We start from the raw sequence: 12921 nt of genomic DNA on the forward strand, positions 1-12921 counted from the left end.
GGTTATGCAGCTTGACGCTCTGCGTCTTGCACTCCAGCGTGGCGTCATGTCCATTTTCTCGCTCGCCATCGCCCAGCGACGTCGCCTCTGCACAGTGCGGAGCGGCAAGGCGCGACGACAAAGACCGGCACACTAAATCGGTTCGTTCGTTCCAGCCCCGCCCGCGACGTCTGCCGGCGGGGTTTTCATGTCTGGAGCCTTTGCCATGTCCAATTCTTCCATCCTGTTTCGGCCGGCCCAACCGGCGGACGCTGCCGCCATCAAGGACATTGTGCGTGCCGCCTATGCCAAATGGGTGCCTCTGATCGGCCGCGAGCCGCTGCCGATGCGCGCCGACTATGACAAGGCGGTCGCCGAACATCCGTTCGATCTCGCCATCGAAAATGGCCGCATCGTCGGCATGATCGAGACCATGCTGGCCGACGATCATCTCTGGATCGAGAATGTCTGCGTCGCGCCACAGGCGCAGGGCAGGGGCATCGGCCGGCTGTTGCTGGAACGGGCGGAGCAGAAGGCGCTGGAGGCCAGCTGCTTCGAGCTGCGCCTGCTGACCAACGGCGCCTTCATGGCCAATGTGTTGTTGTACAAACGGCATGGCTATACGATCGACCGGGAGGAGCCGTTCATGAACGGCATGACGGTCTATATGAGCAAGAAACTGGGTGATGGCCGATAACAGGGAGGATCGGATAGCAGTCAGGGTCCGGTTGAAGCCGCTCACGGGGCGGTATGCGGTTTCGCGCCTCGAAGCAAAAGACAGCATTCCCGGCTGGGCCGAAGGACCGGGCTTCGTCAGCATTACCAGGACCGACGACGAGCTTTCGGTTGTCTGCCTGCAGGATCGGGTGCCGGACGGGGTGAAGCATGACAGGGACTGGGTCGCCCTGAAACTCCAAGGTCCCTTTGCCTTCGACGAAACCGGCATCGTCCTGTCGGTGATAAAGCCATTGTCGGAAAGCGAACTCGGCATTTTTCTGGTATCCACCTTCGATGGTGACCATCTGCTCGTCAAAGCCAAGGATGAAGCCGCGGCAAGGGGGCTTCTGGTCGCGGCGGGGCACACGCTTCTGAAGCCGTAGGCTCAATCGCCCGCCCTTGCGTTTGACATCGCTCTTGCCCCATCGTTATCCCTGAACCGATACGACGATCTGGCGATCGCCCCCCATCAATTCAGAAATCCCCCGAGGAGAAGCCCGTGTCACACAATCTGCAGTTCTATATCGACGGCGTGTGGGTCGATCCTGTCGTGCCCAGCACACTCGACGTCATCGACCCGTCAAACGAAGATGTTTTCGCGCAGATTTCGCTCGGCTCAAAGGCCGATGTTGACAAGGCGGTTGCGGCCGCCAAGCGCGCCTTCGAGACATTCGGCTTCACTTCGGTCGAGGAGCGCCTGGATATCCTCAACCGCATAATCGAGGTCTACAAGAAGCGCAGCGCCGATCTGGCGCTGGCCGTATCGCGCGAGATGGGCGCGCCGCGCCAGATGGCACTCGACAGCCAGGTCGGCATCGGCCTGGCACATCTGCGGAAGATGGCCGAGGTGCTGAAGTCGTTCGAATTCCGCCACGTCAAGGGCTCGTCGCTGATCGTCAAGGAGCCGATCGGGGTCGTCGGCCTGATCACGCCGTGGAACTGGCCGCTGAACCAGATCACCTGCAAGGTCGGTCCCGCCCTTGCCGCCGGCTGCACCATGGTTCTGAAGCCGTCCGAAATCGCCCGCTCGACGCCATCATCTTTGCCGAGATCATCGACGAGGCAGGCGTTCCCAAGGGCGTCTTCAACCTCGTCAACGGCGACGGCCCGGGCGTCGGCCAGGCGCTGTCCAGCCATCCCGATGTCGACATGATGTCGTTCACCGGGTCGACCCGCGCCGGCATCCTGGTCGCCAAGGCGGCCGCCGACACGGTCAAGCGCGTGCATCAGGAACTCGGCGGCAAGTCGGCCAACATCCTGTTTCCCGATGTCGATCTCGAAAAGGCCGTCAGCAAGGGCGTCGCCGGCTGCTTCAGCAACTCGGGCCAGTCCTGCAACGCGCCGACCCGCATGTTCGTGCCGCGCGACCGCCATGACGAGGCGACCGGCTACGCCAAGACGGCGGCCGAAAAATTGACCGTCGGCCCGGCCGATGCGGCCGGCACCAAGCTCGGCCCGGTGGTCAGCCAGATCCAGTTCGACAAGATCCAGGACCTGATCCAGGCCGGCATAGATGAAGGCGCCACGCTGGTCGCGGGTGGACCGGGGCGTCCGGCCGAGCTCAACCGCGGCTACTATGTCCGCCCCACCGTGTTCGCCGACGTCACATCAGACATGCGCATCGCGCGCGAGGAAATCTTCGGGCCGGTGCTGGCGATCATGCCTTACGACACAGTGGAAGAGGCGATCGGCACCGCCAACGACACTGTCTATGGGCTGGCGTCCTACATCCAGGCCAAGGATATCGAGAAGGCCCGCGAAGTCGCCGCCCGCATGCGCACCGGCAATGTCTACATCAACTATCCGCAATGGGACGCCGGCCTGCCATTCGGCGGCTACAAGCAATCCGGCAACGGCCGCGAATACGCCGAATACGGGCTGGAGGATTTCCTCGAGATCAAGGGCATCGCGGGGTATAAGGCAGCGGAGTAGGGGCTACCCCTTGGGGACCGGCAACCAGCCGGTCCCGAGGCTTCAGCTCTCAAAGGTGCGGCTTCACTCCTCCCGGAAAGCTTTCTGGATCTGATCCGACAGCGGCTTCACCAGATAGGAAAGCATCGTCCGGTCGCCCGTCGGGAAGAACACCTCGGCCGGCATGCCCGGCGCCAGCGCCAGCCCGCGCAGCTTGGCGACCTCGGTTTTCGGAAGCGTCACCCGCGCCATATAGAAGGCTGCTCCGGTACGCTCTTCGATGGTGAGATCCGCCGAGATCCGCGACAGCGTCCCGGTCAGCTCCGGCGTGGTTTGCCGATTGAACGCCGACAGGCGCAAAATCGCGTTCTGGCCCATCGTCACCTGGTCGATATCCTGCGGTGCGATATGCGCTTCAACGGTCAGGTCGTCCGTCACCGGTACGATCTGCATCACCTGTTCGCCGGGGGTGATGACCCCGCCGATCGTATGCACCGCCAACTGCAGCACCACGCCATCCTGCGGGCTGCGCAGATCGATGCGCTTCAACTGGTCCTCGGCCGCTACCTTGCGTTCGACGAACTCGGAGATCTTTCCCTGGGTATCGCGTAAATCGGTCGCGACCTCGCTGCGAAGGTCCTGGTCGATCTGGATGATCTGCAGTTCGATCTCGGACGCCTTGCCTTTCACCTGGGCAATTCCCGCGGTCAACTGGCCATGCTCGCCTTCGAGCCGCACCGCGTCCCGTTCCAGCGACGTCATGCGGTCGATTCCTATCAGCTTGCGATGCCAGAGCGACCGCACACCTTCCAGCTCGATCTGGATCAGCTCGATCTCGCGGCGTTTCGCCTGCAGCTGCTCGGTCAGGCCGGCACTCTCCTGCTTCAACTGCGCGATCCGTTCGCGCAATTGCGATCGCTGGCCAGACCGCGCCTGGTGCCGGAAATCGAACAGCGATTGTTCTCCGGCCATCGATGCGGCGACACCGGCTTCGTCGCGCCGCGATGTCAAAACGTCCGGAAAGCTGATCGTGTCCTTGCCGTCACGCTCCGCCTCCAGGCGCGCCAACCGTGCATAAAACTCATCCAGACCTTTTGAGACGATCGCCAGATTGGCGCGTGTTGTCGTTTCATCCAGCCGCACCAGAATATCGCCCGCCTTGACCCGGTCGCCTTCACGCACCCTGATCTCGCCGACCACGCCGCCCGTCGGATGCTGAACTTTCTTTACATTGGAATCGACCACCAGCCGGCCAGCTGCGATCACCGCACCCGACATCTTGGTCACTGCCGCCAGGCCGCCAACACCTCCGACAAGCAGCAGACAGGTAGCAACGCCAGCCACGAGATAGCGGCGGACCTGCCGATGATGCAAAGCGGATCTGTCCTCGCTCATGCAGGAACGCCTCTCTCCGTGGCGGCAACGACCTTGAGCGGTGCCGCCGATCGGAAGACCTTGTTCAGCACCTCATCCTTCGGACCGAAGGCCTGCACATGGCCATTGGCCATCACCAGCACGGTGTCGACATTGGCCAGCACACTGGATCGGTGCGCGACGACGATAACGATGCCGCCGCGGTCCCTGATGCCCTGGATGGCGGCGGACAAGGCCACTTCACCCTCTGAGTCGAGATTGGAATTCGGCTCGTCCAGGATGACCAGGAAGGGATCGCCATAAAGAGAGCGGGCAAGGGCGACACGCTGGCGTTGCCCCGCCGACAGCGAGGCGCCGGCTTCGCCAACCTTTGTGTCGTAACCGTCGGCCAGATGCACGACGAGATCATGCACGCCGGCGGCCTTGGCTGCCGCAAGCACCATGTCGGACGACGCATCCGGGTCGAAGCGGGCGATGTTCTGCGCAATCGTGCCGTCGAACAACTGCACATCCTGCGGCAGATAGCCGATATGTTTACCCAGCTCGTCGGCCGGCCACTGGTCAAGCGTCGCGCCGTCCAGCCGCACGGCGCCGCGCGCCGGAAGCCAGACACCTGCAAGCGTACGCACCAGCGATGATTTGCCGGAAGCACTCGGGCCGATGACCCCCAGGCCTGCTCCCCTGGCCAGTGAAAAACTTGCATCCCACACCACCGGCGTGCGTTCGCCCGGCGGGGCGACACTGACATTCTCGACCGCCAGCGCGCTGACAGGCGCGGGCAGGGTCACGCCGGTTGCGCCTTCCGGCAGCGCGGACAGAAGCTGCTTCAGGCGTGCCCAGCTTTGCCGCGCTGAAATGAAGCCCTTCCAATGCGCTATCGCCAGTTCGATCGGAGCCAGCGCCCTGCCCATCATGATCGAGCTTGCGATCATGATGCCGCCGGTCGCCTCTTGCTGGATGACCAGATAAGCGCCGATCGCCAGCATTGCCGATTGCAGCATCAACCGCAGGATCTTGGAAATCGTGCCAAGCGTTCCCGCGACATCGCTGGCCGCCGCATGGGCGTTCAGGTACTCGGCATTGACGGCAGACCACCGCTCGGCGATACGCCCGCCAAAACCCATGGCCTGCATGGCTTCGGCATTGCGCCTTGTCGCCTCGGCCAACGTGCTGCGAACGGCCGCGTGCTGTCCGGCGATCCTTGTCGGGCCGCGGGTCCGGAATTCGGCCAGAAGCGTCAGTGCAAACAGGACAACGGCGCCGGCAAGCGCGGTAACGCCGATCCAGAAATGAAAAATGAAACAGATGCCGATATAGAGCGGCATCCATGGCAGGTCGAACAAAGCGGTCGGTCCGGCACTGCCGATAAAGGAGCGGACCTGATCGAGATCCCGTAGGGGTTGCAGCCCGTCGCCGGAAGGCTTGGCGCGCAGCGGCAGGCGCATCAGCGCCGAATAGACCGACGGGCTCAGCTTTGCGTCCAGCCCCTGTCCCAGCCGCACCATGAGGCGAGAGCGGATCAGCTCCAGCACTCCCTGAAACACGAACAATGTTCCCGCAAGCACCGCCAGGCCGACCAGCGTCGGCACGCTGCGACCCGGAACGACGCGGTCATAGACTTGCAACATGAAGAGCGAGCCGGTCAGGGTCAGCACGTTGACGACCCCGCTCATCAGGACGATGCCCGAAAACGCACGTCGAAAGGACGCCAGGATTCCGACCAGCGTAAGCGGCGTCGATGGCGTCAGCTGCATGCAGGCTCGCAATCAGGATATGGCATCTCGTCCCTTCAATAGATAACTGCCTTGAGTGTGACATGGACGGGCAGGCCGGCCTGGAACTGCGCGCTGCCCCGCGCCACCAGCCAGCCGTCCGCACGCTCCAGGCGCGCTACGACCTGCAGCGTTGGTGAAGCGGTCGAGCTTGCGGGCAGGGGCAAGGAAAATTCTATCGTCTTTGAGCCGCCCTCGCTCTTGAGGCTGGTTTTGGCGGCGCGGCGTCGCCCACTGTCGTGGATGGCGGGATCCTCAAGATAGATCTCGAGATGACCTTCCGGGATAGCCTTGCCGCCCACAAAGGTGACGGCGCCGCGAATATCTGTTGCGCGAATATCTGTTGCGCGAATATCTGGCGCGCGAATATCTGGCGATTGCGCTGCCGCTGCCCCGGTGGCCGCGGCGACTGCCGCAACTCCGGCGGCCATTAACACTGTGCGGCGGTCGGTCATCGCGTCCTCTCCCTTTTCACTGCGCTGGGGTATGCGGGAGGGGAGCCTGACGGCACCCCTCCCCCGGCAACGCGTTAGATGACGATGAAGTCTGCAGCCGAAAGATCCAGATTTGTGTTCAGGTGTGCAAACTGAACGGCTGCTCCCTGTCCGGAACCATCGGCGTCGTAAGACAATATTCCACTGTCGGTGTCGTAGATGATGCGGTCGTCGGCATCATGAGCAGCGCCGGCTGCGCTCTTGTAGAATGAGCCCAAAGCGAGGGCGCCGTCGCCGCCAACGCTGGCAAAGATGAGGTTGTCCAGCAGGATCGTATCGTCGGCGACCTTGAAGTCCTTGATCCAGTCGATATTGCCGTTCCCGAGTTCTGTCGAGAAGCGGAAATAGTCGTCGCCGGCGCCGCCGGTCAGCGTATCGGCAGCCAGCCCGCCATCCAAAAGGTCGCTGCCGCCGCCGCCATTGAGCGTATCGGCGCCCGCAACGCCCGGCTGAGCTGGTGCCGGCGGGAATTCGACCGACACGTTCAGCTTGTAAGTCGAGCCCTCCGGCACGGATTCGACCCAGCCATCGCCAGGAGCCGAGTCCGACCATTCGCCCTCCACAATATAGTAGGTTCCGGTTTCCTGAACGATGAAGCTGGTGCTCGAATCGCGGCCGTTGTTGGAGCCGGGGTCGTTGCCGCCATCGTCGTTCTGGGCGACGATATTGCCATCGCTGTCCAGCACCCTGACGATGCTGTCATGGACATTGGGGTCGGCAATGCCATCGATGTCGATGGTGATGATCGTGCCGGCCGCCAGGTTGATGCTGTAATATCCGCCCAAGCCGTTTCCGGTCGCATTGACGGTGGTGTGAAGGGTGGTCGTCGAATCGAAGATGTCGGGGTCGGCGGTCAGCGAGAAGTTGTTCGAGATGTCGAAGGCGGTCGAGACCGAATTGTTGGTCGCGTCCGGTCCGAGCGTGGCGTAGCCGGTGCCCATGCCCGGGCGTGGCGGAGCATCGCCCTGATAGGCGAAATCGCCGAGCAGGGTGTCATCGCCGCCGCCGCCGTCGATCTTGTCGGCGCCGCCCTGGCCGGTCAGCACATTGGCCGCGCCATCGCCGGTCAGGTGATCGTTGAAGCCCGAGCCAGCCAGATTTTCGATCGAGATATAGGTGTCGCCGCCGGATTTGCCGCCACCCAGTTTGAGGTTTTGCCCGCTGGCCGCGTCGGCGTAGTCCGCCGTGTCGCTGCCGGCGCCGCCATTCAATATATCGGCGCCGCCACCGCCGGTCAGCGTGTCGTTGCCGGCGCCGCCGGAAAGTTTGTTGGCCTGGGCGTTGCCGATGAGATGGTCGTCGAAGAACGACCCGACGGCGTTTTCGAAGCCGACCAGGATGTCGTGCCGGATAACGGTGCCGCGCCCGACGATCTGCACCGGGCCATCGCCGTCGCCGCCATTGGCCGTGCCATTGGCGAGGTCGATCGTCACGCCGGCGGAACTGCCTTCGTAGACGACCGTATCAATGCCGGCGCCGCCATCCAGATAGTCCTGGCCGGCGCCGCCGATGATCGTGTCGTTGCCGGCTTCACCGTACAGGATGTCGCCGTCATTGCCGCCATCCAGTATGTCGTTGCCGCCGCCGCCGTTGAAATAGTCGCCGCCGCCCCGGCCCCAGAAATGATTTGCCGCCGACGTACCGATGAAACGGTCGATGCGGTCATCGGAGCCGATCAGGTTTTCGATGCTGTAGAAGGTGTCGCCGGTGGCGGTGCCGCCATTGGCAACGTTCGTCTCGAGGTTGACGAGCAGTTGGAAGGGGCTCTCCTTGCTGAAGTCTACCGTGTCGACGCCGGCGCCGCCCCTGAATATATCGACGCCATCCTGGCCGCTCAGCGTATCGTCGCCGTCGCCGCCGTCGAGGATGTCGTTGCCTTGGCCGCCGAGGATCGTATCGTTGCCGCGGCCGCCATAGAGCGTGTCATTGCCGTCGTCGCTCTCGGTCTGGTCTGGAAGGTCGGCGACATCGATGGTGTTGTTGATGTCGCGGCTGGCGAGCGAGTCGCGGCCGCCGATGATGAGGTCATCGCCGCCCTGGCCGAAGATCGTGTCGTCGCCGGCGCCGCCGTCGAGCGTATTGTTGCCATTGTCGCCGAAGATGACGCTGGTCATCGTGTTGTCGCCGATGGTCGGTGCGGTTTCGGTGCCGCCGTCTCCAGGCTGGAGTGTCGACTCGTCGGCGTAGATGATGTGTTCGACGTTGGCGATTTTCCGGATATTCAAGTTCCGGTTCAGCAGAACGACCGTGTCATTCCCGCCATTCGCTTCCTCGCGCACGATGTCGTCGAGGGAATCGACGAAGTAGGTGTCGTCGCCGCCATTGCCGGCCATGCGGTCGCCGCCGCCGCGGCCATCCAGCACGTTGGCTCCGTCATTGCCGATCAGGACGTCGTCATAGCTGCTGCCGATGCCGTTCTCGATGTAATAGTCGGTGCCGTCGGCGTTGTGCCCGGCAAAGATCGACACATTGTTGCTGTGGCCGTTGACGCTGGAGAACTGTCCGGCGCGCAAATCGAGGATCGTGCCGGCCGTCGAGCCGGAGAAGTCTATCGTGTCGGTTCCGCCGGTGTCATGGATGACAAAGCCGAGATCGTGCTGCATGCCCGACGAGGTCAGCCGGTAGCCGTCCACGGCACTGCCGAAGCCGTAGACGTTGTCGCCCGTGTTGAGGTCGATATGCTGATAGGTGCGCACGCCGTTCTCGTCGACGGTGGAGAAAAAGCGGCGGATGACTGCCTCGATGTCGGCCATCATCGGCGTTGACGCCGACCAGCGGCTGGTTTCACCGACATCGATCCCGTCGAAATAGGACATGACGCTGTATTGCTGACGGTCGTAGGTCCAGGTCGCATTGTTCAGATAATTGATCTGTACGCCGCCGGGGCCGCTGTAATTGTAGAGCCCGGGGTGGTTCAACCCGAACTCATGACCGAATTCATGGATGAAGGAATCGAAGACATAGCCGCCAATATCCGTCTTGTTGACCTCGGTGTCGTGGAAACGCTGGCCGATGCTGACATAGCGGTCGTTGGAATAGGCGCTGCCGTCGTCCTCTTCGCCCAGTTCGGGGCTGACAACCTGCATCCAGTCCGTTGCGCTGTTGTATGGTGCATTGTCGACGATTTCGAACTTCAAAGGGGTGACACTGGCCCACATCTGCAAGGCGCCGATCGCGGCGGCCTTGTATTCGGGATGGTCATTGAGCTCGGAGACATTGATCCTCAGCGTTCCCGCCGCGATCGCCGGCGTTATCGACCGGTCCAGCGCTCCAAGGTAGGTGAGGAAGGCCCCGTAATCTTCGCTTTTGCCGTACGGGTTGTCCGGCGTCTGGTCGTTGACCCACCATTGATCGCTGGTTTGGCTTGGGTTCGGCATCCTTGGGACTCCTTGGTCTCGCAGCCGTGGCAATTACGGCTGTATGGTTTAGCAGTTGCCAACCACCGACAAGCATCGTTTGCGCTTGCCGGTCGAGCCCCGTCCCAGTGCCAACAATGCTATTGGAATCTTCGCTTGTCTAGCCTCTGTTCGCGCTCGGTACATATGAAGGTTCTTGGGCGCGCTTGTACCGGCGGGTTTGAGATACTCGTTTGGTGTTAATTGAGCTATCGCTAATCTATGGTCGTACCTCGCCCGTAGGCACGAGGGGCTGAATGCGCAAGCGTCCCTCAGGAACCCGCCCGGCGAGCGAAATGTTCATATGTCACGCGCCAGGGGTCGCTCTCGACCGCCCTTTCCTCGCCGATCCAGTGAAAGCTGCCGGCGGTGATCTCGGTGAACCGCCACCGGGCCTGCAGGCCGCGCGAGTCAGCGCCGATCTGGACGATGTCCTTGCCTTTGGCCCGCCCGATCTGGCGCGAATAGTCCTGGTTGAGCGGATCGCTCCAGATGATGTGCCAGCCACCGATCCCGGGATCGAAGACGCGCAAGGTCGTGCCATACATGGTGGACGGGGCAGGGCGCCTGGGCCTGATCCAGATGTCCTGAATGGCGCGGCCTTCGAGCACCCAGCCAAAATGACACTCGCCATCCGATTTCTGATTTGTGCCGTCGTTGCGGTGGTGGACCGTCTCCATGTCCCAACTGCCGATCAACCATCCATACAGGTCCATGTCTTTCGCCCGGTCGGCTGGCGGACCTTCGGATGCGAGAGCGGTAAGAAACGTCGTCATGACTGTCTCCAGGCAAGCCGCGCTGAAACGCTGGCGCCACAACCCTTGCAGCGTTGCGGGCCCAGGTCTTGGGAAAAATTGCTGTAGTCCCGTGGCTGCAGGCACTTCCGCGTTCGCGCCATATCATATCTATGCGTGAATGCTAATGTAGCGTCGGCGGGTACCCCAATGCCCGCCTGGCCGGCGCCTCCTCAGGCCATCTCTTGAATGAGCGGCGTCGGCCGCTGGCTTGGGCGGCGACCAAACTCCTGCCGGGGAAATATGAGGCTTGGCGGGAGGGTTATCGCTGGGCGGTTTTGGCCGGCATTTGGATATCGGTCTGTATCCCCAGAACGTCCGCTGCCCAATCGCGCAGTTCCGGAGAAGCATCGCCCGATTCATGATCATTGGAACCCAATCAATTCTCGGGCGGCGCTTCATCTTCCCAGCCGGCCAGCTCCGGCAGGTCGTCAAGCCAACTCTTCTCCGTCGCCGAAGCTTCGCCGGCCTGCGGTACCGCCTCTGTGGCGTTTTGCATGAGCGAGTCCATCCACTTGCGATAGGCAGGCGGGGCCAATTCCGGCGGCAGCACCTTAGCCTTGGCCAGCATGCGTTTGCGGAAACTGAGTTGCCGGCGCAGTTTCGTCGTCGTGAATTTTATCGCCTTGCCCTGATATTCCACCGTCCAGCGCCCATCCCCATGGCTGGTCAGCCGGTCGATGGCAAAACCCGCATCGACCGGCCTGTCGCGCCAGGGAAGCTCGATGGCATTTCGCCTCAGATCGAGTGCCCATCGCCGGTAGTCGGCACCGGTACGCTGCGGCGGCAGCACGCCAGCCTGTTCGAGGATTTTCCTGCGAAAGGTAGGCTGCTTCTTGATCTGGCCGGTTGTCAGCTCGATGCGATGCCCACGGAACTCGACATGCCAGCGGATTCTCCCGTTGCCGACATATTTTGCCAGCCTGTCGATGGCGAACTCGTCGTCGGACAACTCCACGCATCCCTGGCGGATGCGTTCGAGGATGTACTGGCTGTCAGTGGGCATGACGTGCCTTGGCTGGGGAACCTGGATTCGAACCAGGACTAACGGAGTCAGAGTCCGTGGGTCTACCGTTAACCTATTCCCCAGCAGGCGCTGTCGCGCTGGTGGGCCGCCGAAGCAGCCGCGCGTGCCTTGTAGCCGCCGCCGGAAAATAGTCAAGCCTAAGCTGCGTTTCAATCACAGCGTTTCATAGGGGCAATTACGCCGGGGTGGCGCGCCGCACCCAATGATCCTCAGCTCTCTGTCCGGCTGTATTGCGAATGCTCGAAGAACAGCACCACGCCGAGCGCGATCAGCAGCGGGATGATCAGGTAGAACAGCCGGAACACCAGAAGTGCCGCCAGCACGCCGACCGGGTCCATATCAGACAGTCCGGCGAGGAACACGACCTCGAACACGCCGAGCCCGCCCGGCGCGTGCGAGATCTGCGCAACCGAGAACGACACCAGGAACACGCCTAGGGTGACGAAATAGCCGGGATTGCCGGCCACGGGCAGGGCAAAGAAGATGATCGCCGCCGCCGCCAGAAGCTCGATCGGGCCGATCAGCAATTGCCGCGCCACGATCGGCAGCGCCGGATAGTGCAGCTGGAAGCCGGCGATTTTCAGCGGCTTCAGATGCAGCCAACTGCCGAAGATGTAGGCGCCGACCAGGATCAGCAAAGCGATGCCGGCGGCGATCGCCAGGCCGTGGTGCGGGGCGCCGGAAAAGCGGTCGATGATTGCAGGCTCGAAAACCAGCACCAGGCCGCCGACCAGAATGCTGGAGAGCACGAAGGTGATCCAGCAGATCGCCACCAGAATGCCGACATCCTGGCCGGTCAGCCCCCTGGTGCCGTAGGCGCGGTAGCGGATCACGGCGCCCGAAAACACCGAGCCGCCGATATTGTGCGACAGCGCATAGGTGGTGAAGGAGCAGAAGGTGACGAACAGCCACGACACCTTCTTGCCGATATGTAGAAGGGCAATGTGGTCGTAGCCGGCAAGCGAGGCGTAGGCGACCACCGAGCTCAGCGCCGCCAGCACCCAGCCGCGCGTCGGGATGGCTGATATGCCGTCCCAGACATCGTCGATCGAGATGCCGCGCAGTTCATGCCACAGCAACAACAGCGACCCGATGACCGCCGCGACACCGATGACCGGCCACAGATAGCGCTTCCAATTCGTGGCCCCCCAATTCATGGAGTTGTCGTCATGTGTTGCTGCCCATCGCCCAGGCGGGCGTTAAAACGTCCGCGATTCACCAATTCCCCCTCATTTCAGAAATGCCTCATTGAAGCCGGCTATTCAACCGGCAAGGGTGAGCAGCCGGTTCGCCAACGGCGAATTCGTCGTGCCAGTGGCAAGATGAAAGGCTAGCGAACGCCGGGACGCTGCAAAGCAGCGGGGATCTGGCAGGACGCAGCCGGCAAAATTTGAGTCCTTGCTCTTGGTGATCCGGTCCGGCGCTGCTACTCTGGCGGCAACTTAAAAGATTGAAGCG

General features: G+C 62.4%; 9 protein-coding genes, 1 tRNA gene and 1 pseudogene. 3 read left to right on the forward strand and 8 right to left on the reverse strand.

The genetic code is table 11. The features are described from left to right. The first annotated feature begins 205 nt into the window (after nt 1-205). The 3 genes and pseudogenes from NKI46_RS20300 to NKI46_RS20310 all read left to right on the forward strand — a co-directional run bounded on the left by NKI46_RS20300 (nt 206) and on the right by NKI46_RS20310 (nt 2628). A complete protein-coding gene (locus tag NKI46_RS20300; RefSeq protein ID WP_352747630.1) occupies nt 206-676 on the forward strand; it encodes a GNAT family N-acetyltransferase in 471 nt (156 codons plus the stop codon). A gap of 13 nt (nt 677-689) precedes the next feature. Beyond that, entirely contained in the window at nt 690-1079 is a 390-nt protein-coding gene (locus NKI46_RS20305; RefSeq protein WP_352747868.1) for an ACT domain-containing protein, read from the forward strand. 116 nt (nt 1080-1195) lie between these two features. After that, nucleotides 1196-2628, forward strand: a pseudogene (locus tag NKI46_RS20310) (aldehyde dehydrogenase family protein). Nucleotides 2629-2691: 63 nt separating this feature from the next. On the opposite strand, the gene NKI46_RS20315 reads toward NKI46_RS20310, so the two are convergent. The 8 genes from NKI46_RS20315 to NKI46_RS20350 all read right to left on the reverse strand — a co-directional run bounded on the left by NKI46_RS20315 (nt 2692) and on the right by NKI46_RS20350 (nt 12620). Beyond that, a complete protein-coding gene (locus NKI46_RS20315; RefSeq protein ID WP_352747632.1) occupies nt 2692-4002 on the reverse strand; it encodes an HlyD family type I secretion periplasmic adaptor subunit in 1311 nt (436 codons plus the stop codon). Then, nucleotides 3999-5735: a type I secretion system permease/ATPase gene (locus tag NKI46_RS20320; RefSeq protein WP_352747635.1), complete on the reverse strand. Its 1737-nt coding sequence runs from the start codon at nt 5733-5735 to the stop codon at nt 3999-4001. The genes NKI46_RS20315 and NKI46_RS20320 overlap by 4 nt, the downstream gene beginning before the upstream one ends. 35 nt (nt 5736-5770) lie before the next feature. Further along, nucleotides 5771-6208 carry a hypothetical protein gene (locus tag NKI46_RS20325; RefSeq protein ID WP_352747638.1) on the reverse strand — a complete coding sequence of 146 codons (438 nt, stop codon included), beginning with the start codon at nt 6206-6208 and terminating at the stop codon, nt 5771-5773. A 74-nt stretch (nt 6209-6282) separates the two neighbouring features. Beyond that, complete coding sequence (locus NKI46_RS20330) at nt 6283-9624, reverse strand: M10 family metallopeptidase C-terminal domain-containing protein (RefSeq protein ID WP_352747641.1); 3342 nt, start codon at nt 9622-9624, stop codon at nt 6283-6285. 290 nt (nt 9625-9914) lie between these two features. After that, nucleotides 9915-10418 carry a hypothetical protein gene (locus NKI46_RS20335; RefSeq protein ID WP_352747643.1) on the reverse strand — a complete coding sequence of 168 codons (504 nt, stop codon included), beginning with the start codon at nt 10416-10418 and terminating at the stop codon, nt 9915-9917. Nucleotides 10419-10815: 397 nt separating this feature from the next. Further along, nucleotides 10816-11442, reverse strand: coding sequence for a hypothetical protein (locus NKI46_RS20340; RefSeq protein WP_352460098.1), 627 nt, complete (start codon nt 11440-11442; stop codon nt 10816-10818). A 9-nt stretch (nt 11443-11451) separates the two neighbouring features. Beyond that, nucleotides 11452-11525, reverse strand: a tRNA-Gln gene (locus NKI46_RS20345). 147 nt (nt 11526-11672) lie between these two features. After that, the gene (locus NKI46_RS20350) at nt 11673-12620 is read right to left on the reverse strand and encodes a lysylphosphatidylglycerol synthase domain-containing protein (protein WP_027049612.1); all 948 of its coding nucleotides are present in this window, start codon (nt 12618-12620) and stop codon (nt 11673-11675) included. Nucleotides 12621-12921: the final 301 nt, after the last annotated feature.

This window comes from Mesorhizobium sp. M0615 (genome assembly GCF_040320805.1).
In the GTDB taxonomy this organism is placed as follows: Bacteria; Pseudomonadota; Alphaproteobacteria; order Rhizobiales; family Rhizobiaceae; genus Mesorhizobium.